The sequence below is a fragment of the Natronorubrum halophilum genome, assembly GCF_003670115.1.
GTDB classification, from domain to species: Archaea; Halobacteriota; Halobacteria; order Halobacteriales; family Natrialbaceae; genus Natronorubrum; species Natronorubrum halophilum.
The window spans coordinates 823,120-848,194 of the sequence record NZ_QQTY01000001.1 but is presented as its reverse complement, the minus strand read 5'-3'; the positions used below and the strand labels follow the sequence as shown (position 1 = coordinate 848,194).

At 63.6% G+C, this 25,075-nt stretch carries 18 protein-coding genes; 12 read left to right on the top strand and 6 right to left on the bottom strand.

The window, feature by feature from the left end; genetic code table 11:
- Nucleotides 1-5: 5 nt before the first annotated feature.
- On the bottom strand, nucleotides 6-470 hold the full coding sequence (locus tag DWB23_RS04035) for a universal stress protein (RefSeq protein ID WP_121741499.1): 465 nt from the start codon (nucleotides 468-470) through the stop codon (nucleotides 6-8).
- Nucleotides 471-599: 129 nt separating this feature from the next.
- Here DWB23_RS04035 and DWB23_RS22845 point away from each other — a divergent pair, with 129 nt between their 5' ends.
- Nucleotides 600-761 (top strand): hypothetical protein, encoded by a 162-nt coding sequence (locus tag DWB23_RS22845; protein WP_162989737.1) that lies wholly within the window; start codon nucleotides 600-602, stop codon nucleotides 759-761.
- 90 nt (nucleotides 762-851) lie between these two features.
- Nucleotides 852-2,030: an oligogalacturonate lyase family protein gene (locus tag DWB23_RS04030; protein ID WP_121741498.1), complete on the top strand. Its 1,179-nt coding sequence runs from the start codon at nucleotides 852-854 to the stop codon at nucleotides 2,028-2,030.
- A 243-nt stretch (nucleotides 2,031-2,273) separates the two neighbouring features.
- Here DWB23_RS04030 and DWB23_RS04025 read toward each other — a convergent pair whose 3' ends face one another.
- Entirely contained in the window at nucleotides 2,274-4,160 is a 1,887-nt protein-coding gene (locus DWB23_RS04025; protein WP_121741497.1) for a rhamnogalacturonan lyase, read from the bottom strand.
- A 466-nt stretch (nucleotides 4,161-4,626) separates the two neighbouring features.
- Between DWB23_RS04025 and DWB23_RS04020 the strand changes: the two genes are divergently transcribed.
- Both DWB23_RS04020 and DWB23_RS04015 read left to right on the top strand, forming a co-directional pair.
- The gene (locus DWB23_RS04020; RefSeq protein WP_121741496.1) at nucleotides 4,627-7,383 is read left to right on the top strand and encodes a family 78 glycoside hydrolase catalytic domain; all 2,757 of its coding nucleotides are present in this window, start codon (nucleotides 4,627-4,629) and stop codon (nucleotides 7,381-7,383) included.
- Nucleotides 7,384-7,483: 100 nt separating this feature from the next.
- A complete protein-coding gene (locus DWB23_RS04015; RefSeq protein ID WP_121741495.1) occupies nucleotides 7,484-8,158 on the top strand; it encodes a carbohydrate-binding family 9-like protein in 675 nt (224 codons plus the stop codon).
- Nucleotides 8,159-8,212: 54 nt separating this feature from the next.
- Here DWB23_RS04015 and DWB23_RS04010 read toward each other — a convergent pair whose 3' ends face one another.
- From DWB23_RS04010 to DWB23_RS04000, 3 genes are all read right to left on the bottom strand, one after another.
- The gene (locus DWB23_RS04010; RefSeq protein ID WP_121741494.1) at nucleotides 8,213-9,457 is read right to left on the bottom strand and encodes a right-handed parallel beta-helix repeat-containing protein; all 1,245 of its coding nucleotides are present in this window, start codon (nucleotides 9,455-9,457) and stop codon (nucleotides 8,213-8,215) included.
- 597 nt (nucleotides 9,458-10,054) lie between these two features.
- A complete protein-coding gene (locus tag DWB23_RS04005; RefSeq protein WP_121741493.1) occupies nucleotides 10,055-11,089 on the bottom strand; it encodes a zinc-dependent alcohol dehydrogenase in 1,035 nt (344 codons plus the stop codon).
- Nucleotides 11,090-11,482: 393 nt separating this feature from the next.
- A complete protein-coding gene (locus DWB23_RS04000) occupies nucleotides 11,483-12,550 on the bottom strand; it encodes a family 43 glycosylhydrolase (RefSeq protein ID WP_121741492.1) in 1,068 nt (355 codons plus the stop codon).
- A gap of 373 nt (nucleotides 12,551-12,923) precedes the next feature.
- On the opposite strand from DWB23_RS04000, the gene DWB23_RS03995 reads away from it, so the two are divergent.
- From DWB23_RS03995 to DWB23_RS03970, 6 genes are all read left to right on the top strand, one after another.
- Complete coding sequence (locus DWB23_RS03995; RefSeq protein WP_121741922.1) at nucleotides 12,924-16,190, top strand: alpha-L-rhamnosidase; 3,267 nt, start codon at nucleotides 12,924-12,926, stop codon at nucleotides 16,188-16,190.
- Nucleotides 16,191-16,315: 125 nt separating this feature from the next.
- Nucleotides 16,316-17,947 carry a sodium:solute symporter family transporter gene (locus DWB23_RS03990; protein WP_121741491.1) on the top strand — a complete coding sequence of 544 codons (1,632 nt, stop codon included), beginning with the start codon at nucleotides 16,316-16,318 and terminating at the stop codon, nucleotides 17,945-17,947.
- 4 nt (nucleotides 17,948-17,951) lie between these two features.
- Nucleotides 17,952-18,221 (top strand): hypothetical protein, encoded by a 270-nt coding sequence (locus DWB23_RS03985; RefSeq protein WP_121741490.1) that lies wholly within the window; start codon nucleotides 17,952-17,954, stop codon nucleotides 18,219-18,221.
- A gap of 116 nt (nucleotides 18,222-18,337) precedes the next feature.
- Complete coding sequence (gene rhcD, locus DWB23_RS03980) at nucleotides 18,338-19,543, top strand: L-rhamnonate dehydratase (protein ID WP_121741489.1); 1,206 nt, start codon at nucleotides 18,338-18,340, stop codon at nucleotides 19,541-19,543.
- A 1-nt stretch (nucleotide 19,544) separates the two neighbouring features.
- Nucleotides 19,545-20,576 (top strand): LLM class flavin-dependent oxidoreductase, encoded by a 1,032-nt coding sequence (locus DWB23_RS03975; protein ID WP_121741488.1) that lies wholly within the window; start codon nucleotides 19,545-19,547, stop codon nucleotides 20,574-20,576.
- A gap of 160 nt (nucleotides 20,577-20,736) precedes the next feature.
- Entirely contained in the window at nucleotides 20,737-21,042 is a 306-nt protein-coding gene (locus tag DWB23_RS03970) for an L-rhamnose mutarotase (protein WP_121741487.1), read from the top strand.
- A 609-nt stretch (nucleotides 21,043-21,651) separates the two neighbouring features.
- Here the strand turns inward: DWB23_RS03970 and DWB23_RS23685 are convergent.
- Nucleotides 21,652-21,786 (bottom strand): hypothetical protein, encoded by a 135-nt coding sequence (locus tag DWB23_RS23685; RefSeq protein WP_275086283.1) that lies wholly within the window; start codon nucleotides 21,784-21,786, stop codon nucleotides 21,652-21,654.
- A gap of 421 nt (nucleotides 21,787-22,207) precedes the next feature.
- Here DWB23_RS23685 and rdfA point away from each other — a divergent pair, with 421 nt between their 5' ends.
- Both rdfA and DWB23_RS03960 read left to right on the top strand, forming a co-directional pair.
- Nucleotides 22,208-22,852 (top strand): rod-determining factor RdfA, encoded by a 645-nt coding sequence (gene rdfA, locus DWB23_RS03965; RefSeq protein WP_121741486.1) that lies wholly within the window; start codon nucleotides 22,208-22,210, stop codon nucleotides 22,850-22,852.
- 109 nt (nucleotides 22,853-22,961) lie between these two features.
- Nucleotides 22,962-24,920 (top strand): archaea-specific SMC-related protein, encoded by a 1,959-nt coding sequence (locus tag DWB23_RS03960; RefSeq protein ID WP_121741485.1) that lies wholly within the window; start codon nucleotides 22,962-22,964, stop codon nucleotides 24,918-24,920.
- Nucleotides 24,921-25,075 lie beyond the last annotated feature (155 nt).

The window sequence follows — 25,075 nt, the reverse complement described above, 5'->3', positions numbered from 1 at the left end:
CTCTATCACTTCATTTTAAGCGTCACGGTGCCGTCGAAGTTGAGCAGGATGCGCTGGGCGACGTCGCCGAACAGCGCCTTCCCGGTCGGCGACCGCCGCCGTCCGACGAGAAAGATGTGATCGCACTCGAGTCGCTCCGCAGCGGCGATAATTTCGTCGGCGCGCTCGTCGTCCTCGGTGACGATGCCATCGGCGGTGAATTCGATCGAATCGTCGACCGACTCGAACACGTCCTCCGCGAACTGCCGTGCGAACTGCTTCGCGGTGGCGGCCGGACCGGGATCGCTGTACGACGTTCCCTCGACCTGCTCGATCACCTCCAGATTCGCCGCCGTCTCCTCGGTCTGATCCGGCGTTATCCACGAGACGACGGTCAGCTTTGCGCCGGTATCGTGGGCTAACTGTCCGGCTTCCGCGAGCAGCCCTCGGTGTGCGTCGGTGTCGTCGACGATAACAAGTGCGTGGTCCATGCCACCGTATTGATTCATCACCCAGATAAGTGTACTGTCCGCGTTGTACTTTGGTTGGCGTCTCTCTCGACTCTAGCGCGTTCAGCCGCTTTCCAACGGCTTTCGGAGCGTCGCGCGGGCGGCGTTCCGGTGGCCGTCGACCGGCGAGACACGATCGACCCGACGACGGCACCGGTACTCGTCGAAACCGGCGACCGCGACCGCATCGCGATCGAGACGGCCGCCGCCGACCGCATCCTCGAGTGTCGAGTCGGTGAAATCGCGGGAGTGGAGAGAGACGGGACGGAGTAGTCGGTATCGGAAGAGGCGAACGAACGCGGCGTCCGCGTCGTCCGGGGCGTCGGATACCTTTTTGCGCCACGGGTACGTCTCCCGGTACAGATGGAAGACGAGTTACGACAGGGGCCGAACGCCGGCCGAACGCTCCCCGCGGAGCGCGAGCAGTACGACGATCCGGAGACCGGCGCGTCAGTCACGCGGTTGACGAGCGACCCTGAGGCCGACAGCCGACACCTGTACTTCACCGAGCCAGGCTGGGACGACGACGGACGGCGGTTGCTCTTTCGCTCGGACCGCGGCGGAACGCGACAGCTATACTCGGTCGCCCTCGAGTCGGGAGAACTGACGCAACTGACCGACCTTCCGGACGATATCAGCGGCGTCACCCGCATCGCGACCGAACCGACGGCGCTGTTCTGGTGTGACGAGCGGCTCGTCGCGCTCGACCTCGAGACGCTCGCGGTGACGTTGCTGTACGAACTCCCCGACGGCTATACGGGAAGCATCGCCGCGGGAACGGCCGACGGGCAGCGCGCCGTCACGGCGCTGTCGGAAGCGCTCGACCTCGAACGGGATCCCGACGATCGCGAGCGGTGGATCGCCGACCGAATGGACGCCGGCCCGCACTCGAAGGTGATCTCGATTCCGCTCTCGGGCGGCGAGCCGATGGTCCACGTCGAGAACGACCGGTGGCTCAACCACGTCAACGCGTCGCCGACTCGGCCCGAACTCGTGACGTACGCCGAGGAGGGTCTCTGGGAGGACGTCGATCGCATCCGGGCGCTGGACCTCGAGACCGACGAGACGTGGGTCGTCCGGCCGACCGACGCGGACGAGGCCGTCGGCCACGAGTACTGGCTGGCGGACGGCGAGACGATCGGCTACCACGGCTGGCGGGGCGGCCGCGACGATCCGGACGCGTTCTTCGGACACGTTCGGTACGATGGCACGGACCGGCGCGAGTGGCCGGCACCGGATCTCTACACGCACTTCCACAGCAATACCCGAAATCTGGTCGTCGGCGACGGCACGTACCGCGGCGCGCCGTTCGACCTGCTCTGGTCGTGGGACGATGAAGACGGCGGGTACCGAACGCCGCGCAAACTCGTAGCTCACGGCTGGAGCGGCGACGACGACGTCCATCCCCACTCGCGGCTGAGTCCGAACGGGGACCGCGTCGTCTTCGATAGCTCCCGCGCCCGCGAGGGGACCGACAGCGACGTCTACCTGGTCGACGTTCCCGACGACCTCGAGGAACTGCCGACGTTCGACGGGCTGTAGTCTATCGTAACAACTGAAACGGTTCACACCTGCTCGCACAACCCCGGTTCTCGCTCACTCCGTTCGCTCACGGCTCGCAAGGCTCGCCGTCTGCTCACGGGCGCTGCGCGCCCGTTCGCATGGTCCGCAGGATCAAAGATCCCGCGCTATTCGCATTCCCGCGGTTCTCGCTCACTCCGTTCGCTCCGAACCGCGCTCGCTCCGAACCGCGCTGCCCTCGTGCGATCAGGTGTGCAGTGACGTTCAGTGGCTACTATCGTTGTGGGAGCCGGGCCGTCCGCGCTTCCCGTGTCGGTTGTCGTCGGTGACGAGTTCGATATCGGGTTTCGGCGGGTCGTCCATCCCGTGTCCGAGGAAATAACTCGGCCACGGCGGCTGGTTGTAGCCAACGTTCTGCCACGCGATCGCGGTCCGGTACTGCGGGTCGTGCAACAGCGTGTACAGCCGGTGGTCGGTCTCGTGGGGCGTCGCGTACAGGCGCAGCGCCTCACTGTCTTCAGTTCGCCAGATCACCTCCTCGCGCCAGTCGCCGAGGATGTCTCCGGAGAGACACGGATTGCCCTTCGACGAGTTGTTAGAGCGTGTGCCGTCGAAGGACTTCACGAGGTCTAGCTCCTCGGTTTCGGGGTTCCACTTCTTGATCCAACCCACGCCGTACCCCTCCTCCCAGCCGAGGAAGTCGTGGTCCAGTAGCTCCCGCTGCAGGTCGCCCGTCCACCAGACCGCGGAGTTGATCGAGTCGACGGTGTCCTCGCTGAGCCGCTCGCCGTCGGCGGTCCACGTGCCGAGCCCGTCGTCGGATAGCGGTATCCCCGCCCACGCTTCCGCTCCCTCGTAGTTCGGGTCGATGTCGGCGATCATTCCCCTGCCGATGTCTCCATCGCCTTCCTCGCCCCACAGTAACTCGCCCGTCTCGGCGTCGCGGAACGTCATTCCGTACGGTCCCCACTCGTGGGGCATGAAGACCTCGAGCCCGTCCCGACTGGGGTCGAAGTCGCTCACGTGCAGGGCGTCGCCGTGGTTCCAGCCGGTCGAGTAGAGCCCGGTGCCGTCGTGGTCGATGACCGCGGCGCCGTAGACGATCTCGTCCTTCCCGTCGCCGTCGACGTCGGCGGTTGCGAGCTGGTGGTTGCCCTGGCCCTCGTACTCCTCGTTACCGTCGTCGCTGTCGAAAATCCATCGGGTCTCGAGGTCGCCGTCCCGGAAGTCCCAGGCGGCCAGCATCGACTTCTCGTAGTAGCCCCGCGTCGTGAGGATGCTCGGTCGTTCGCCGTCGAGGTAGGCGACGCCGGCGAGGAATCGGTCGCCGCGGTTCCCGTAGCAGTCGCCCCAGTCGCAGATGTCCCCCCGCGCGGGCTCGAAATCCGTCGTCGCGAGTTCCTCGCCCGTCTCACCGTCGAAGACGGTGAGGTACTCCGGCCCCTTGAGGACGTATCCATCCTCGTTCGCGTAGTCGGCATCCGGGTCGCCGATGACCGCGCCGGTTCCATCCGTTGTCCCGTCGGCCGTCCGGACGGCCAGTTCGGCCGTCCCGTCGCCGTCGAAGTCGTAGACGACGAACGGCGTGTAGTGTGCACCCGCTCGGACGTTTTGTCCGAGGTTGATCCGCCAGAGGTGCTCGCCCTCCATCGTGTACCCGTCGAGCAGGACGTCGCTCGTGTGGCCCGACTGGGAGTTGTCCTTCGCGTTCGACGGCGTCCACTTCTGGACGATATCGAGCGATCCGTCGCCGGTGAGGTCGCCCACGCTCGCGTCGTTCGCGTGGTACGTGACCGTCTCCCCGTCTTCGCCCTCGACGGGGGAGGGTTTGTTCAGCGGAATCTCCTTGTACTGCTCGTCCCACACCTCGACGGACTTCGACATGCCGGGTTTGCGGTGGCCGCGCTTTCTGCGGTTCCGTCCGCTTTTCACACGACCGACGCCGACCGGGCGTATCGCGTAGGTCGAATCCGTCGTCCCATCGGGATCGAGAAAATTCGTGCTGTCGGTGATCGGTTTGTTGTTCACCCGTTCACCGTCGCGGTATACGTGGAACCCGAGGTTGCCAGGGTCCGTCCCGAACAGTCGCCACCGAACGAGTACGCCGTCTTTCGCCGGAACGGCCACGAGTCCCCGGTCAAGTGCCTCCATCTGACGGGGAGATCCGCGCCTGCCCTTCCCCCGTCCTCTCCCGCCAGCGCGCCGATTGGTTCGGCTGTCTGCGGTTGCTGCGCTGATACCGCTCGTTCCAAGCACCGTCGTCCCGGCCGCGATTCCACCGAGGAGTTCGCGTCGGGACCGTCGAAATCGCCGTTCGCTCTTGTTCGAATTAGTCATTGTCTTACACACCGCACGTTCCTCAAACCTGTTCTATAATTATAAGCGTTCGGGTGATAAAACCAAGCGTGATACTCTCTCAATCCGATTTCGAAGGGGCGATCCGTTGACCACGAACTCGACCGGGCGGCCGTGATCACACGACGATAGAACGAACTGCTCGCCGAAATCTCCTTGCTCTCCGAGGGTCGGAACGGGGGTCCCGCGCTCCAGCGACCAGCGAGGATCGACCGCGCCGGCACGCTTTTACGGTGCGGTTGAGTGTGGCACACCGGCTACGATGTCTCCCCACCAACCCGTGGACTTGCGAACCGAGTACGCGTCCAACCCGCTCGGAATCGACGAGACCGAACCCCGGCTCAGTTGGCGCGTCGACGCCGACTCCGAGCGTCGCGGTGCGAAACAAATCGCGTTCAGAGTGCTCGTCGCGTCCACGCCGGACCGTCTTTCCGCCGGCGACGGGGACCTCTGGGATACCGGAAAGCGACCGTCAAACCGTCCGGCAGTGCCGTACGGTGGTCGCCCTCTCGAGCCGGAAACCGAATACTTCTGGGCGGTTCGCGTGTGGGACGAATCCGACGAACCGAGCGAGTGGAGCGATTCGGCCCGGTGGGAGATGGGACTCCTCGATCCCGCCGACTGGGAGGCGTCCTGGATCCGCCGCTCCGAGGACGGCACGTTCGAGCGCGGCCGGTTCACCTACCTTCGCCGCGAGATCACTCTCGAGGGGGCGGTCGATCGGGCGCGAGCGTACGTCTCCGCCAGTCACCAGTACGAACTCTCCGTCAACGGGCGCGCGGTCGACCGCGGCCAGTCGTTTTCCTATCCGGACTACCAGTACTACAAGACGGTCGATCTCACGGACGATCTCGAAACGGGCGCGAACGCGATCGGTGCCCTGACTCACTGGAACGGCGACGGGCAGGGGCGACCGGCCGCCGAACCCGGATTCGTCTGCCAGCTCGTCGTGGCGTTCGCCGACGGTTCCGAGCGGACCATCGTCACCGACGGCTCGTGGCGCGTCCGCGAGGCCGAGTGGCGGGAGGACGCACCGCTGCGAAACGACGAGATCGCCGAGCCGGTCGAGCGCATCGACGGCCGCCGAGCGCCGATCGGCTGGGACGAACCGGGGTTCGAGACGGCGGCGTGGGAACTCGCAGACGTCGTCGGTACCCACCCGACGGGACCCTGGAAGTGCCTCGTCGCACAGAACACCGAGGTCGTGCGCTCACCGATCGAACCGGAGTCGATGGAACGACTCGAGTCCGGATCGTACGTCGTCGATTTCGGGCGCGTGTACGCCGGTCTTCCCGAGGTACGCTTCGATGAGGGGACTGACAGCCATCGAGTCGAACTCACGGCGGGCTATCTGCTCGAGGGCGATAGGACGGTTTCAACCGTCGAGGGAACCCAGTGGACCGACATGAGCTACGAGTACGTCCAGCACGATGGTGAGGGACGGTTCCGACCGTTCAACTACCTCGGCGTCCGGTATCTACAGATAGACGACCCGGGCGAGCGACTCGAGCCCGAGCAGGTGCGGCTGCTGGCGACGCGGAACGACGTTCCCGACGAGACGGCCGCGACGTTCGAGTGCTCGAACGAAACCGTCGATGCGGTCTTCGAACTCGCGCGCCACTCCGCGCTGTACGGCTGTCAGGAACAGTTCGTCGACACGCCCACCCGCGAGAAAGGCCAGTTCCTGCTGGACGCGGCCGCCATCTCGCGGACGACGGCCCTGGCCTTCGAGGAACGGACGCTCAGCCGGAAGGCGATCGAGGAGTTCGTTCGCTCCCACTACCGGTACTGGGCGGGTGACGGTCGTCTGAACGCCGTCTACCCGAACGGGGACGGCAAGCGCGACATTCCCGACTTTACCGCCTCGTTTCCCGGCTGGGTCTGGCGGTACTACCGCGCGTCCGGCGATCGGCGAACGCTCGATCTCGCTTACCCGGTCGTTCGGTCGATCGCAGCCTACGTCGAGCGCTACGTCGACGCCGATACCGGACTCGCCACGAGCCTCCCGGGCGGCGACGGCGGTCCCTACGAGGAGGGGATCGTCGACTGGCCGCCCGAGATGCGATACGGCTACGATCGGGCGTGGCCCGCCAGGACGACGGTCAACGTCCTCTGTGCGAGCGCGCTCGAGCGGGCGGCCGACATCGCGTCGGCACTCGAGCGGCCGGGCCACGAGCGAGCGCACTACCGCGACAGCCAGCAAGCGCTCGAGGACGCGATCGACGAGCACCTGCGCCAGGGCGACCGCTACGTCGACGGCTGCGACGCGAGCGACGCGAGCGAGTCGGCGTCCCAACACGCCAACGCCCTTCCGCTAGCGTTCGATCTCGTCCCCGAAGCGCGCGTCGACGCCGTCGCTGACCGCGTGGCCGACCGAGGAATGGAGATGGGACCGATGACGGTCTCGTGGTTACTCGAGGCGCTCGAGGCCGCGGACCGTCCCGAAGCGATCGTCGAACTGGTAACGAACCCCGCGGACGACGGCTGGGCGAACATCCTCGAGCAGGGTGGAACGTTCACCTGGGAAAGCTGGCACTGTCGCGATCCGTCGCTGCCGGACGACCGCCGGCGCAATCGCAGCGAGTCTCACGCCATGGGCGCGACGGTGCTGGTGAGCATTCTACGGGTGCTTCTGGGCGTTCGCCCCGGCGGTGTCGGGGGCGAACGCGTCGAGATCCGCCCGCCGGACGCGGGACTCGAGTCGGCGTCCGGTCGCATTCCGACCGAGCGGGGCGCCGTCGAGGTCTCGTGGACCCGCGGAGCGAGTGGCGAATTCGGCGACGGCGGTACGTTCAGTCTCGAGGCGACGATCCCGTGGAACGCGTCGGCGACGGTCGTGCTTCCGATGGACGATCGAGACGCCGTCGCGTCCGTCGACGGCGAACGGGTCCGGTTCAACGGGGACGACGGGAACGGCGGGAGATCGGCGACGCTGCCCGACGGCGTCTCGGCCGTTCGGGGCGGCGATCGCCTCGAGATCGACGTCGAATCGGGGTCCTACCGGTTCGCTCTCGAGTGACATCGCCGCGGCGTGACGTTCGATTCGGCGCTCGTCGCCTCGGCCGCAGCCCTGGCAGGGGACCGGTGTGTTATAGTCGCTCGAGGATCGACCGTCTCGCATGAAGCAGTACACGATCGCCCGTGCACGAAGCACCGTCCCCCTCGGCGACGCCGTCGACGGAACACCGTGGGAGGAAGCGACGGTATTCCGCATCGACGAATTCTCGTGGCACGAGGGCGGTCCGAAACCGCTCACGACCGGCCGCGTTTGCTACGACGACGAGGCGATATATCTGCAGTTCTCCGTCGAGGACCGCGAGATCACCGCGTCGGTGACGGCGCTCAACGGCCCGACATTCGAGGACAGTTCCGTCGAGTTCTTCGCCGATCCGACCCCTGACGAGGACTCGAGGTACTTCAACTTCGAGCCGAACTGCTGTGGCCAGTTCAAGGTGGCCTGGCAGGAGGCCGGCTGGCAGGAGCGAGGGATCGATCGCGACCTCATCTCGCCCGAACTCGCCGATCGAATCTCGATCCGCACCTCGGTCCCCGGTCCGACGACGGACGGCGAGTCCGACGCCGACGGCTGGTGGCTCGCCGCCGCGATTCCCTTCGACGTCCTCTCGGAACTGACCGGTCGCGAGATCGCGCCGACCGCGGGAACGGAGTGGCGGGGTAACTTCTACCGGAGCGGCGTCGCTACCGACTCTCAGAAGGCGACCTGGAACCCCATCGAGAAACCCGCGCCCGACTACCACTCGCCGGAGTACTTCGGTCGACTTCGGTTCGAGTGAGCCGCCGCCGGACCGTCGGTACCGGACTTAGCGGACCACTGCCACCGGGTCGTCCTAGCCGCAGTAGGAGTTCCCGCTGACGTCCGTGCTGTTCGCGTACGTTTCGATCGCTCCACCGGCGTTGTTACAGAGGTGATTGTGGACGATCGCGTTGTCTCCCGTATCGGGACCGGTCTCGTAGACGCCGTACTCGGCGTTGTCCGTGATATCGAGGTTTCGGACCGTGACGTTGGTCGTGTGGGGATGGTCGCCGCTGTCCCGCGAGTCGATTCGGATACCGCTGCTGCCGGTGTTCGTGACGGTCCCGCCGTCGATGAGTAGATACCGAGTGTCCTGAACGAGGTTCCCGCCGTTGCCGTCGAGGAACACGTTGTAGATCTCGATGCCCTCGCTTCCGGAGACGGTGAAGATCCCGCGGCCGCAGTCGACGGCGTCGACCCGGTTGACGACGATCTCCGGCCCGGCATCGTTCGCACACCGGAAGCCGGCGTAGCCGCCGCCCTGATCCGCTCGAGTGGCGTCCACGCGATCGACCGTCGCGTAGGCCGTGTCGTTCAAGAGCAACCCGCAGCCGCCCGTGTCGACGGTCTCGACGGTGCCGATGCTGACGTCGTCGACGCCGTAGGTCTCGACCGCGTGGTGCTGAGAGCCTTCGACGTAGGCGTAATCGAGCGAGACGTTCTGGCTCCGGCCGCCGTCGCTGTCGTCGATTCGGATCCCGATCCCGACGTCTTCAGTGTCCCACAAGGACATGTTGATGTCGCCCAACTGAACGTCCGAACAGCTCTGGATCCAGATGCCGTAGCGGGGGTTGCCCTCGATGGTGACATTCTGGATCTCGATCGATTCGACGCTCCGTGCGCGAAACGGCACGATCAGATCGTCGCCGCTGTCTTCGACGAAGATCGTGCCGCTGTGATCGATCACCGTGTAGCTGGGCAGATCGACGGCCTTGACGTCGCCGTCCCAGGAGTGGGGACCGACCGACCCGGAGTTTTTGATCAGGACTTTCTCCTTGGAGGTCCGGCCCGCGGTAAGGCTATCGACGGCCGCCTGAATCGCGTCGATGTAGTCCGAACCCTCGTACACCGTCCCGTCGTTGGCGGCGTACCAGGTGCCGTCGGTCTGCCAGACCTCGGCGTCGTGGCTGCTCGCCTGCGCCGTACCGATCGCACCCGCCGCCAGCCCCGCGGCCGCGACTGACAACGCGCGACGGCGAGTGACGCGCGGCGTCGGGGTGCTCGATTCGCTTGGTTCGGACGCTTCCCTGTGGGGATATCTCGTGCTATCTTGTGACATAGTAGCATCGATAGTAATTCGCTCCTATATTCTTAAATTTTATTTCTAGAATTAAATACACCTGTATTTTCAACCCGCTGTAACTCTCGAGCCGAGTCGGCCTATGCCGAGTCACCCCGTGCATACGAACAGACCAGCCGGATCGAACCCGAACCGGGTCGAGAACTCGCCTGCGTTCGATCGGTCGGGTGGTGGCTGAACGGTCGCTGGTTCTCCGTGGCGAAAGCCGGGACGAACGCCGATCGACATCACCGCTGCGGCGTTCCGATTGCCCGTCAACGCGTTCCGACATGTGGGACGGCTGGTCGCCTCCCGGGCACCGACTCGCAGACGGTCCGTCGCTATCACACGAGGATAGCGGCGTTCTCGAGGTCGTACTCCCGGAGGTAGTCGCGCTCGAGGGACATCCGGTATCAGCTCGAAGCCGTCGGCGGCGAGCAGGTCGGCGATACCAGGTCTAGTGACGGGAAACGGTCGAACGCGCTGTGAGTCGCGAGAGCGCCCCGGCTCCGATTACAGCACCTGAAAGCGAACTGGTGGTCGACCTCGAGAAGGAGAAACAGACGGGAAGCGACGGATCCTGACCGTGCCGACGCGTTAGGAGTCGGCGAACGAGAAGACGGGTTTGCAGGTTTCGGACTCGAGGAAGGCCTCGAAGGCGTCGGTCGGTTCGTCGACGCTGAAGGTACGATCGATGATCGCGTCGGCGTCGATGGCACCGACGGAGAGGAGCCGGATGGCCTGTTCGAAGTTCTGCCAGGTCGAGCCGTAGGAGGTGTTGAGGTCGATCTCGCTGCGAACCACCGGCGTCATGAACACTTCGCTGGGTGCGCCGGGAAGGCCGACGACGACGACCCCTCCGCCCTTGCGGACGTGTTCGATGGCCATCTCGATACCGCTTTTGTGACCGGTCGTGTCGAACACGGCGTCGAACCCGATGCCGTCCGTTCGGGCGTCGACGACCGCCTCGAGGTCGTCGTTCTCGATGTCCACCGTGTCGATGCCGAGTGTTTCGACCAGCGGGAGCCGGTACTCGGTGTCTTTGCCGAGTCCGGAGACGAGGACGTCGGCGCCCATCGAGTTCGCGACGGCGGCGACGAGGACGCCGATCGGGCCGGGTCCTTCGACGAGGACGGTGTCACCCGGCGTCACGTTCGACTGGTCGAACACGGCCCGCGTCGCGATGCTGAGGGGTTCGGTGATGCTCGCGTGACCGAGCGGGACGTCCTCGGGGATATAGTGGAGGTCACGTGGTTTGACCGTCGTATATTCGGTGTATGCACCGTCTGTGTGCATCCCCGTGATCTCGAAGTTCTGGCAGACGTTCGGCTGGCCGTTCTTACACTGAAAACACGCACCGCAGTCGTGGATCGGCTCCTCGACGACGTGGTCGCCGACGGCGAAGTCGGTGACGCTGTCGCCGACCTCGACGACCTCGCCGGAGTACTCGTGGCCCATGATCCGCGGGATGGGAATCCACTCGTAGCCGTCTTCGTACGTGTACGCGTGCGCGTCGCTGCCGCACAGCCCCGCCGAGTGGACGCGAACGAGTACTTCGTCGCTGTCGGGAACCGCCTTTTCGCGCTCGCGAATCTCGATAGATCTGGGACCGGTATGGACTATGGCCTTCATATAGGGTTACTTCGCTCTGGTCGAGCTATCAATAAGTGGGTGACTCACCTACATATACCTTTAGGTGCGAGTAGGGGGGTCCGAACGATGACGTTTTCGGCTGGATCAGTGCGGACGATCTCGGCGGCGTTGTTCTCGATGGTGACGTGCGGCCCCGACACGCCGAAGACGAGGCAACCGCTGTCGACACGTCGTAGTCAGTCGTTGGTACTCGAGTACTCGAGCGATCCGATCCACCGCTGTCCGCCGAGGGGGCGTTCGTCCCCGACGGGTGGCTGAATGCCGTCCGCGGATCCCGCTTCGGAACGTCCGTCGGGGGCCGTCTATAGTAACAACTGAAACGATTCACACACCGATTGCACAGCTGTCATGCGATTGGGTGTGCAGTGACGTTCAGCGGCTACGATAGTTACAGACGTCGGCACCGGCCGGCGGAACCGGCTGTTCCCTGCTCGGCGTTCCATCATCGCCGACGATCGGCCACCCGGCGTCGTCCCACCGAATGGGATCGATCATGAGCACGCGGGTATCGATCTCGTCGGTAGCCTCGACGTGGTACACCATCCACCAGTCACCGTCGTCGTCCTGAATCGCAGTGTTGTGGCCGGGTCCGATGAACTCGTCGGTTCCCGTCAGGACCGCGACACCGGCGTGGTGGTCGTTCAGGTCGCGCAGGTCGTCGCCGTTCTGGTTGACGTAGGGGCCGAAGAACGACTCCGAGCGACCGACCTCGACTTCGTAGGTGCTGTTTCGGCCGTCACAGCAGTTGCCCGTCGAGTAGAACAGGTAGTAGTACCCGTTCTCCCTGACGATCATCGCTCCCTCTATCATGTCGCCGGCCATGTGAAACACCGTTCCGGGGACGTAGTCCCTCCCGTCAGGGGTCAGTTCGACGCCGTAAATACCGTACCAGCTTCCCCACACCATGTAGGGCGTGTCGTCGACGACCACCAGTTCGCCGTCGATGGCGTTCGTCATCCCCAGGTCCTCCGCACGGAACACCGGTCCCTGGTCGGTGAACGGTCCCGCAGGATGGTTCGCGGTTGCGAGACCGATTCCCGGGTTGTTCTGGCTTCCCCAGGTCGAGTACGAGTAGTAGAGGTAGTACTCGCCGTTGAAGTAGTTGACCGACGGAGCCCACACGCCCGCGTCCGGATCGTCGCGCCAGTCCGGTTGCATCTCGAACGCCGAGCCGATGTACGTCCAGTCGACCAGGTCGTTCGACCGAGCGATCGGGACCACGTCTTCCGGCGTTTCCGTTCCGTACGCGTAATAGGTGCCGTTGCAGGTTCGAACGACGCTCGTATCACCGAACCCGATCGGGCCGACCGGATTTTGATACGTGTGCTCGTCCGCGAGCGCCAATCCGCTGAGACCGACCGCACCCGTGGCGGTGATCGCACTCGCTCCGATTCCTCTCAGTACGTTCCGACGAGGGGTGTTCGTGCTATCATCAAACATGATGTGTTATAATATACTGGACTAGTGTTAAAATAATTATCTTAGTATGTATTATATACGGCGAACCAATTGTGCTGTCGGCTTCAAACCGGTGCGCGAGCGAACGGCGACCGCGGCCGAACTCACCCGTCGTGCGGCGTCGCGCTTCCGTTCCGAAGACCGCGGGTCCACTCGAGGCGTCCAGGAACGCGTCGAGCGACTCGTCTGCGTCGCTCGCGTCGAAATCGGATCGACATCGTCCGGTCGACGGGATCGAATCCCCGGATACGCGCGCGTCGCCGCTCGGACTGGTAACGCCGATCGATGCACGCTGGCGGCTATCTTCGCTGCGATCGGCAAAAGGTTTACCACGGGTTCTGGTGAAATTCACCGCATGTCTTCGGTATCTGAGACTGAGGAAGTCCATCGACCGACTGACCTCCAAGTCGAGTACGAGACGACCCCGTCAAACGTCGATCCGTCGGAAGCGCCCCGGTTCTCGTGGCGTCTGCAGACCGACCACCGAGGTTCTCGGCAGACGGCGTACCGAATCGTGATCGGTCGCGACGAAAGCGCCGTCGACGCCGGTCGAGGGTCCCTCTGGGACTCCGGCCGCGTCGAGTTGTCGACGTCGACGAACGTCCCGTACGACGGACCCGACCTCGGTTCCGACAAGCGGTATCACTGGTCGGTAAAAGTGTGGACCGATGAGGGGGCAACGGAATGGGCGGAATCGGCTTCGTTCTTCACGGCCCTCCGTCCCGAACGGTGGCGCGGCGAGTGGATCACCCACCAACCGGGCGCGGGGGACACCGACGGCTGGCGAAGTCGGTGGCGGCGCGCGGACGAACGCGTCGAAGAGTGGGTTCAGGTCGACCTCGGTTCCAGCGAGCAGATCACGGCGGTCGACCTCCATCCGGCGTCACCGGTCACGGTGGTCCGAACCCCCGACGACGCGGCAGTCACGTCGTCCTGGTTCGACGACCCGCTCGAGGGCTTCGGTTTTCCGGACGCCTATCGAGTCGAGGTCGCGGACGATCCGGACTTCGAAACCGCGACGACCGTCCTCAAGGTCAACGCGTCCGACGAGGCGGTCGACGACGTACCGGACGGCGTCCCGGAGGAGACGGCGGTCGTTCACGCTCACGACGGTCTCGAGGCCGACGGTCGATACGTGCGGGTCACCGCGATGGAGCCGTTCGCGTTCGAACCGCTCGCCGAGGAGTCGTCTCACGCACAGAGTGCGGCTCGTCGGACCGAACACGTCGACGCCTGGCAGTGTTTCGCACTGGCGGCGCTCGAGGTGCGAAACGGCGACGAGGACCTGGCCCGCGGACGACCGGTCGAGGCCTCATCGTCCGCGGAGACCGATACGTGGGGCCGCGATCACCTCGTGAACGGGCACACCAAATCCGAGATGGCGGCGGCGTCGCCGCTGTTGCGGACGGAATTCTCCGTCGAGGAACCGATCGAGTCGGCCCGCGCCCACCTCGCCGCCGTCGGGTACGGCGAACTCCACACCAACGGCGAACGGGTCGGCGATCACCGACTGAACCCCGCCTGGACGGACTACGAGCAGCGCGTCTGCTACTCGAGTCACGATCTGACCGATCGGATTTCGGTCGGGATGAACGCGATCGGCGTGTGGCTGGGCCGCGGATGGTTCTCGAAGCGGGGCGCTTACTGGGTCCCCGACGGGTCTCCGCGCGCCCGGCTCGTGCTCACCGTGACGTTCGAGGACGGATCGACGCGAACGGTCGCGACCGACGGTGACTGGACGGCAACGGAGGGCCCGATCCGTGAGAACGACATCTACGACGGCGAACTGTTCGACGCCCGACTGTCCGAGGACGGGTGGCGGTCGCCGGGGTTCGACGACGGAGACTGGAATCCCGCGGCCGTCGTCGACGATCCGGGTGGGGTGCTTCGACCGCAGCGCGTCGAGCCGATGCGCGTCGTAGAGACGTTCGACGTGGAGACGGTTCACGAGCATCCGGACGGCCCGATCCTCGACTTCGGACAAAACCTGACCGGCTGGCTCGACCTCGAGATCCGAGACCCGGACGACGGCGACGAGATCGTCCTCGGACACGCCGAACGGCTCACCGAAGATGGGGACCTCTCCACGACCGATCTCCGAACCGCGGACGCGACGGACGTCTATATCGCCGCCGGGGACGACGTCGAGCGGTACGAACCACGGTTCACCTATCACGGCTTTCGATACGCGCAGGTCACGGGGTATCCAGGCGAGTTCGATCCGGATCTCGTGACGGCGAAGGCCGTCCACACGGCGATGGACCGACGGGGGACGTTTTCGTGCTCCAACCAGGATCTCGATCAGGTCCAACACAACGCCGTCTGGGGACTTCGCGGGAACACGCACTCCGTTCCCGAGGATTGCCCGCAGCGCGACGAACGGTTCGGGTGGACGGGCGACGCCCACATCTCGACCCGGTCGCTCCTGTTCAACTTCGACGCGGCACGGTTCGACGAAAAGTGGGCCCGCGATCACGACGACGCCGCCTCGGAGATGGGGTACGTTCCCGACGTCATCCCGAACAAGGTGAGCGAGGACCCCGCTGATCCGACGTGGTCGATCACGCGGGTGATGATCCCCTGGTACCTCTACCGACACGAGGGGAACGAACGCATCCTTCGGGAACAGTACGAGGGGATGCGCGACTACGTCGACTACTGGTACTCCGTCACCGAGAACGGGATCCTCACCGGTGACTATGGCAAGTACGGCGACTGGCTCGCCTTCGAGAACGTGGACGATCGGCGCGGTCTCCCCCACGACCTGTACAACACGGCGTTCCTCTATCAGGTCACGGATACGTTCGCGAAGATCGCCGACGCCCTGGAGAACGACGCGGACGCGGAGGCGTATCGCGACCGCGCCGACCGGATCGCGGAGGCGTTCAACGACCGGTTCTTCGACCCTGACCAAGGCGTGTACGGGCCCGGAACCCAGTCGTCGTACGCGGTCCCGCTCTTTCTCGACTTGGTCCCCGACGCCGAAGTCGAGTCGGTGGTCGACAATCTCGTCGAGAAAGTCGACGCCGACGGCCGCACACTCAAAACGGGATTCCTCGGGACCAGACCGCTCCTCCACTCGCTCGCCGCGCACGGCCACGCCGACGTCGCCTACGACGTCGTCAGCCAACCCGAACGACCCGGGTGGGTGTACATGGCCCGCAACGGGGCGACGACGATGTGGGAGCGCTGGGACAGCGACGACCGCATCGGAGACGGTATGAACTCGTTCAACCACTCGCCGTTCACTCACGTCTCGGAGTTCTTCTACGAGGTACTCGCGGGGATCCGAATCGGCGACCGTTCCGTGACCGACCACGTGACCATCGCGCCGGCGCTCGTCGACGATCTCGAGTGGGTCTCGGCTGCTCTCGAGACGCGAAACGGCGATCTCGCGGTGGAGTGTCGGCGCGACGAAGACGCCGCGACGTACGAGCTGTCCGTGACCGTTCCCTGGAACACGGACGCGACCGTCCACTTACCGGACGCCGCCACGAGTGACGTGACGGAGTCCGGGACGCCGCTGTCGACCGACACGGCGGGGGTTCGATCCGTCCGCAAAGACGGTGATACCGTCGTCGTCGAATTCGGCTCCGGCGCGTACGAGTTCTCGGTGGCGTAGGAACGTTCCGGCGTTCGTGCGTCGATCCCGCTTCACGGTGGCGGCTCCTCTTCTGAACGAACGATCAATACCTGAACGACAATACGAGTTTTTATTATGGAGTGTGTTGGCTGTGGAAACGCGGAATGAGTATAATTAACACGATACGGCTTCGTCCACTCCAGGGCATCGGCGGACAGACGCTCGTACTTACCGAATGGATGGCCATCTGCGTCTTCATGCTCGGTCTGATCGTATTCGGCGCCTACATGCGCCAGAATACCGCAGACTCGGCGAGTACGTTCCTCGCGGACCGGTCGCTGCCGCCGTCGGTTCAGGCGTTTTCGACCGTCGCGACCAATCTGAACGCGAACGACTTCCTGGGTCTCGCCGGGTTCGCGTACGCGTACGGGATCATCGTCCTGCTGGGCCCCATCACGAACGCGATCGCCATCGTGCTGGCGACGATCGCGATAATTCCGTTCATCAGACAGATACAGGCGTTCTCGCTTGGCGAATGGCTCACCCGACGGTTCTCGAGACCGGTCGGCGACGCGTACGACTTCATCTGGACGTTCGTCTGGATGTTCGTCAACATGGGCCTGTACATCTACGCCGGGTCGCTCGTCTTGAACACACTACTGGGCTGGAACCTCTGGCTGTCGATGGGCGTGATCATCGTCGTCGGAACGGCCTACACGATTCTCGGCGGGTTCGGCGCCGTCGCCGGGTCGGACACCATACAGTTCGTCCTCATGTTCGTCCCGCTGGTCCTCCTGCTTCCGGTCACGCTGTACATGGTGGGCGGGATCTCCGGGCTGATCGAGGGCCTGGAAGCCCACCAGGCGTCCATGACGCCCTCGGATCACCCGCTGGCCGCCGAGTTCCCAGTCGACGGTCCGATCGCCGTCTTCCTGCTGTACTTCGGGTTCCTCGCGTCCGCGATCTCCTACTGGAGCGCCGAATCGCAGATCCTCCAGCGGCCGCTGTCGGCCGAGGACGCGGAGTCCGCGCAGATCGGGTACCTGTACACGAGCATCTGGTACGCCATCCTCGTCCCGCTGTTCATCCTCCTTCCGGGTCTCGCCGCCGCCGTTCTGTACCCGAACCTCGACGTCGCCGACCACGCGATGCCGATGCTGATCAACGACGTCATGCCGCCCGGACTGTACGGCGTCGTCGTGGTCGGACTGATCGCCGGCGTCCTCTCGAGCGTCGACTCGCAGCTCAACAATTTCCAGACGCTCTTTACGGAGCGGATCTACCGCCGGTACGTGGCGCCGGACCGGAGCCCGGCACACTACGTGCGGATCGGCCGTATCGCGGGCGTCGTGTTCATGGTCGCCTGCATCGGCGTTGCGTACATGTTTTCGCTGGAAGATTCCATGTACCTCGTCGCGCAATCGGTCCTCGCGACGATCATGCCGACGTTCGCCGCCGTGGCCATCGTCGGCGGGCTCTGGGATCGGTCGACGAGCACGGGCGCGATACTCGGCATCGCGATCGGTTTAGCCGTCAGCGTGTACATGGGATTCGAACTCGGCCACGAGGCGCTGTACTCCCGATCGCTCTACTCCCTGTTGCTCGTGACGGGAGTCGTCGTGGTCGGGAGCCTCCTCACCGCGCCGAAAGACCACGAGACGCCGACGAACTTCGTCCAGTCGGCGCTCGACGACGACTCCGCCACCCTCAGTCCGCGCGTAAAACGAATCGCGGCCGTCTCCGTCTCGGTCGGAATCGCCTTGCTCATCGTCGCGATCCTCCTCTTCCAGGTGTGAACCCATGACAGACCGATCCATCACGCAGACCCAGGACGAACCGATAGACGACTCGCGGACTCGAGCGCAATCCGACGCCGACGGGTACGATCTTCCGATCGATCTGTACGCCGGCACGATCATCGCGATCATGGGTCTGCTCGTTCTCATTACGCCGCTGGTCGCCGAGATGCCGTCGGACGCGCCGTGGAACCCCATGGCCATGAATCTCATCAGTGGTGCGATATACGTGGTCGTCGCACTCGCACTGCTCGTCCGCGCAGATATCTTCTAATCGGTCGCCCCGACTCGAAGATTCTCGGTCGGTGCAGCCGATAATCCAGCCGATATCGCAAACACTTATATGGCTGTTTCTCACATCTCGACACGAATCTATCGGGATTGACTACTATGGAAATCACAGACGTCACTGCAACCAAGATCAGCAACGAGTCGTGGGGCGAGTTTATCGAGTTCCCCCTCGTCACGATCATGTCGAAGTACGAGGAGTACCGGAACGTTGACGGCGAGAACCCCCAGGCACGCCGTAAGTGGATGGGTCCCGTGGGCGACGTTGTCGTCGAGGTCGAGACGGACGCCGGGATCACCGGCGTCGGCGTCGGTAACTGGGGAACCGGCGCCATCGCCACCGTCGTCGAGGAGACGCTCTCGAAGATCGTGATGGGCGAAGATCCCACCCAGCGCGAGAAACTCTGGGAGCAGATGTACCGCGCGACGCTCCCCTTCGGTCGGAAAGGTGTCGCCGTCATGGCGATCAGCGCGGTCGATCAAGCACTGTGGGACATCGCGGGCAAGGAAGCCGATAAACCGGTCTACGAGCTGCTCGGCGGCCCCACGAAAGACGAGATCCCCGCCTACGCGTCGAACCTCCACCCCGTTGACATGGAGACGCTCGAACGCGAGGCCATCCAGTACGCGGAGGAGGGCTTCGACGCCGTGAAACTGCGCTTCCTTCACGGGCCGGAGGCCGGCCGCTCGGGGATGAAGGAGAACGAGGAGGTCGTCAAGACGGTCCGCGACGCCGTCGGCGACGAGCTCGAGATCGCGGCCGACGCCTACATGGGCTGGTCGGTCCGCTACGCGAAGAAGATGCTCGATCGCCTCGAGCCGTACGACATGGCGTGGGTCGAAGAGCCGGTCATCGCCGACGACATCGACGGCTACGCCGAGGTTCGCGAAGCCGCGCCGATGCCGATCTCCGGGGGCGAGCACGAGTTCACCCGTTGGGGTCACGAGGACCTCCTCGAAGCGGAGGCCGTCGACATCCTCCAGCCCGACGTCGGCCGGGTTGGGGGCATCACGGAACTGATGAAGGTCGCCGACATGGCCCAAGTCCACGACGTGCCCGTGATCCCGCACGCCGGCACGAATCCGACGCTGCACGCCATCGCGGCGCACACGAACATGCCCATGGCGGAGTACTTTCCGACTCCGGAATGGTTCCAAGAACAGCAAGAAGAGAAGGAGTCGACCTACGCTGACGCGATCTTCGAGAACCCACCTTCGCCCGAGAGCGGGTCGATTCCGCTCCCGGACGAACCCGGCGTCAGTACCCAGCTGAATCACGATGCGCTGGAACACTTCGCCGTCGAGTAACATGACCGACGTCACATTCGAGTACAACGTGCCGGTGTTCGCGGGCGCGCCGGAGTCGGGAACCGACCCCGTCCACCGCGACACCCCGTGTTACGAGCGACTCGACTGGGAGACGACGAAGGAGGGCGTCCTGAAAGCCGAGGCACTCGGCTTCGATGCCGCGTGGGCACCGGACCACCTCATGCTCGGTCGCGACAGAGCCGAGTACGAGTGCTGGACGCTACTGTCCGCGCTGGCTGGCCTCACCGAGGACATCAACCTCGGCTCGCTCGTCCTCTGTAACGACTACCGCAACCCCGCGCTGGTCGCCAAGATGGCCGCGACGCTCGACATCGTCTCCGACGGCCGCCTCGAACTCGGTCTCGGTGCCGGCTGGCACGAACCCGAGTACGAGGCCTACGGCTGGGAGTACCGCGACGGCTTCGAGCGGTTGATGCGCCTGGACGAGAGCATCCGCCTGATGAAAGCCATGTGGGCCACCGAATCCGGCGAGGCGGCCTCCTTCGCGGGCGATCGCTACGAGATCGATGGCGCCTACTGCGATCCCGGACCGGTCCAGGATCCACACCCGCCGATCCTCGTCGGCGGCCAGGGCGAGGAGGTGACGCTGAAACTCGTCGCAAAGCACGCCGATATCTGGAACACGGACGTGTTCAACGGGACCCCGGAGACCCTCGAGCACAAGATCGGCGTCATCGAAGACCACTGCGAGACGGTCGGCCGCGACTCCGACGAGATCGAGTATTCCTGGGACGGCCACGTCATCTGTACGCGCGATCCCGAGAAGTACGAGCGACTGCTCGATCTGATGATCCCGATCCAGTTCGAGGAGGAGTACGTCGATCAGGCCGACATCACGACCGAGGAGATCGCCAGCGAGTACTTCATTATGGGTACGCCCGAGGAGTGTGCCGACGCGATCCAGCGACGGATCGACGCCGGCGTCACGAAGTTCCAGTGTTGGTTCGTCGACTTCCCCGACACCGGCGGGATGGAACTGTTCGCCGACGAAGTGATGCCGCAGTTCCGGTAGCGTTCCGTTCCCGCCGTAGCCGCATTTTTGGGTTCGGTCCCGTCTTCGAACGCTCCAACCGCATGCAGGACGATTCGGCTTCGTGCAAGGCGAGTTCCTCGCGCGTGGCGGACGGACACTGCGTAATAGCTATGGGTACGTCGCTCGAGGGGAAGAACGCATGGCTCGAATCGCGTTCCACCTGCAGATAGCCGACGGAAAGCGCGACGAATACCGTGATGCTCACGAGAGCGTCCCCGACTGGCTCGAGGACGCCTACCTCGACTCCGACGCCGGACTCGAGACCTACAGCGTCTTCGAGCAGGACGGCCACGTCTTCGGCTTTCTAGAACTCGAGAATCCGGAGGCGATCAAGGAGGTCATGGAGACGAGCGACGCGCAGGCTCGCTGGGCCGAACAGATGGACGGCATCATCGTCGACGACGATTCCGATCAGTGGATGGACGAAGTCTACCGAATGATCTGATGCGTACGGACTGATCCGGGTCGATGGTCAGCGTCGACGGACCGTGGTTCAAACGCTCTACCGATCGCGATATCATAAAAAATTTCAAACAGTTATTTTGCGATTCACTCTGTCCTCGTGGTACAGTGACACGCAGTGTATCCGGACAGACCGGACGAACGTGGGCGAGCGTGCGAGGTGTCGTAGAACGCTGTGCTCGGATTTCTCGAACAGGATATCCGAACAGGGCTTCCAGGTGTTTACGCTTGTACGGCCGTAAACGATTATTCGTTCCCGTCTCGGTTGTATCGGTCATACCGGACAGTACGGGTTCCGTCGATCGTGCATAGCGTACCCTCGCGTGGAGCAGTGAGGGGATCAATGCGACTCGAGACGAAAAAGGGAGGGTTGTCGGCTCGTTCGTCCGCCGGTGGAAGAACGTCCGGGGGTAATGTCCGAGGGTAGCGTTATACGGCTGTGAAGCGTCGTTACGGGGATCCTTTGACGCCGTAACGATCGCGCTTCTCCGCAACGTCGGCCGAGACGGCTCCACCGCTGCACCCGACTTCGCAGCCGACTTTTCCCTCGTACTCGAGCGATACTGGCTGCGACCAGCTTTGTGCCGTCCATTCAGCGAACCGCGATGAGAACCCCCTCGTTGGTCGTTACTGCGAGGTTTGCGGCGAGGCCACGGTCGTCCGCCGCTGTCTCTGCAGCGGCTACTGCTTTTGCGTCGTTTCGTGGGCCCGTCCGTTCCGTTTTCACGGAGTATACCGCCTCGGCCCGGTTATAGATCTGCGTTGGAATAGCGGACCTTCGGGACGGTACGAATCGGTGGATTCATATCTCCAGATACACATTCGCGGCTGCGATCCCTTCGGTTCCGTCGGACAAAAAGCCCTCTGTAACCGGTGTCTCGAGCGAAGAATCCCGCTCGTGTAGCGACTCTATCCGGCCTCACCGAATCCCAGGATGACACACAGTACGCTACGCTGATAGTTTTGTGATAGAACGTGAAATCGAATCTCGGATTTCTAAACGCCGACTCGGAACGAGGACGAACGGCGGACGACCGGACTATCCCCCGCAGTCCGTCGATTCTACGGAGTTTACAATTACAAGCATACCTCTGTAAAGATTCTCGGTATCCAAATGCTTTTTATAGAGCGGCGACTATGGTGAATTAGTGACCGATCGTACTCATTCAGCCGAACCAGGGAGCCATTGTGGCTGCAAGCTCGGACGGGTCGCTGACAAGTATGCGTTTACGGGTCTCGATGAGGATCTGATCGCATACTGGACCGGCGACGCGGACGAACAGTATAGCACACGCAAACTCGCGACGCACGTAAACCAGCGCATCCTCGAGTCGGCACTCGAGGATGCGGGACTGCCGCCGAAGGAGGGGGAAGTCGAAAACACCTACCGGCTGTTGACCGACGACGTCAGCAGCGGGACGCAGGTTCAGACCCGCAACGAACTCGAACGCGACGGCGTCCCCATCGAACAGATCGAATCGGACTTCGTCTCCCACCAGACGGTCTACAATCACCTGACGGATTGTCTCGACACCTCGCTCGAGACGCCGAGCGACGACGAACGACTCGAGCGAAGCACGGAGAAACTCGGCGCGCTCCAGAACCGAACCGAAGCGGTCACGGCGGATACGGTCGCCCAACTGGAACGCAACGAGATCATCGACATCGGGGAGTTCAACGTTGCAGTCACCGTCACGGTGACTTGCGAGGACTGCTTCGAGGAATACACCGTCAGAGACCTGCTCGACGAGCGCTCCTGTAACTGTCAGGAGCTGGGTGCGGGCGATAACTGATAGGTATTTATAGTATGCGGCGCTAATCCAACGCAGTCTCGCCACCGAGACTGCACACCACGCAGGGGAAGTGGCAATACCTATGTATGTGGGCGGACAACGGCATCACATGGAAACTGGATTAGACACGAAAAAACGGAACGTTCCGGGAGAGGCGACGCTCTCCGTAAACAATATCGGTGGTATCGATGATGCCGAAGTCTCCTTTCAACAGGGCGTGACAGTGCTTTCCGGTCGAAATGCGACCAATCGGACCTCACTGCTGCAGGCGATTATGGCCGCGCTCGGAAGCGATCAAGTGAGTCTCAAAGCCGACGCGAACGAGGGAAGTGCGGTACTCGAATTTGGCGACAACACCTACCGCCGGCACCTCGAGCGCCGAAACGGAACGATAGCCACCGACGGCGACCCCTACCTCGAGGACCCGGAACTCGCCGATCTGTTCGCGTTCTTACTCGAGTCCAACGAAGCGCGACAGGCCGTCGCTCGCGGCGACGACCTCCGCGAACTGATCATGCGTCCGGTCGACATCGACGCGATCAAAAGCGAGATCGAACAGTATGAACAGCGAAAGCGTCAACTCGACGAGCAACTCGACGAACTCGACGATCTCGAACAGCGCCTGCCCGATCTCGAGGCGAAACGGACGCGCGTGTCCGAAGAAATCGAGACGCTCTCCGACGAACTCGAGGAGGCCCAGGCCGAACTCGAGGAGACGAACGTCGACGTCGAGGAGCGTCGGGAGGAAGAATCCGAACTCGAGACGAAACTCGAGGAACTGCGCGGGACGCGATCGGATCTCGAGCGGACCCGCGACCGGATCGAAACCGAGCGCGAGAGTATCGAGGCGCTCGAGGAGGAACAGGACGAGGTTCGCACACAGCTCGAATCGCTCTCGACGGGCGACGAGACGGAGATCAGCCGGCTCGAGGCGGAGATCGAGACGCTGCAGGACGAAAAGGCGACGCTCTCCGAAGCGATCTCGCAACTTCAGAGCACCATCCAGTTCAACGAGCAACTCCTCGAGGAGCCGGATTCGTTCCTCGAAAACGCAGAACAGGACGACGACGAACCCGTCACGGAGCAGTTGCTCGAGGACTCCGAGACCGTCACTTGCTGGACCTGTGGGTCGTCGGTCGCCCGAGACCAGATCGAAACGACGATCGAGCAGCTTCGAACCGCACGACAGGAGCGACTCGAAGAGCGCTCCGAGATCAGTTCCGAACTCAACGACCGACGAGAGACGCTCTCGAGCATCAACGAAAACCGAACCGAGCACCGCCAGACCCAGCGGCGCCTCGAGTCGATCGACGACGAGATCGAGCGCCGAAACGACCGCATCGAGGAGTTGACCGAGGAGCGCGAGGCGCTCACCGACGAGATCGATGCCCTCGAAGTCGAGATCAACGATCTCGAGACGGAAGACTACAGCGGCGTCCTCGACCAGCACAAGGAGGTCAACCAACTCGAGTTCAAACTCGAGCGCAAAGAGCGCAAGCGCGACGAGATCACGGACCAGATCGCCTCGATCGAGGACCGACTCGGCGAGCGCGAGGATCTCAAAGCCCGTCGTGAGGACACCACCGACGAACTGACGAACCTCCGGACGCGGATCGACCAGATCGAGGCCGACGCGGTCGAAGCGTTCAACGAACACATGGAGAACCTCCTCGAGACGCTGGAGTACGGCAACCTCGATCGGGTCTGGATCGATCGGAGCAGTCGGGAAGTTCGTGAAGGTCGCCGAAAGGTCTCGCGATCGTCGTTCGACCTCAAGATCGTCCGCAGCACCGATGACGGTGCGGCCTACGAGGATACGATCAACCACCTGAGCGAGAGCGAACGGGAGGTAATCGGACTCGTGTTCGCGCTGGCGGGGTATCTCGTCCACGACGTCTACGAGACGGTGCCGTTCATGCTCCTCGACTCGCTCGAGGCGATCGACTCCGAACGGATCGCGACGCTCATCGAGTACTTCGAGTCCTACGCGCCGTACCTCGTCGTAGCGTTGCTTGACGAGGACGCACAGGCGGTCGAAGTGGAGCACAGTACGGTCTCGAACATCTGATCGAAGCGGCGGTATCGCTCCGAAACCGACTTCTCGCATGCGGTTTTATCACTATCCGGTCGAAAACGGCTGCATTCGGAGGCAGCGCCCAGCGGGACGGTCTCGAATACCGACCTCGCGTCGTTTGTCGTAGCTACTGGAAGTCATTGTACGTT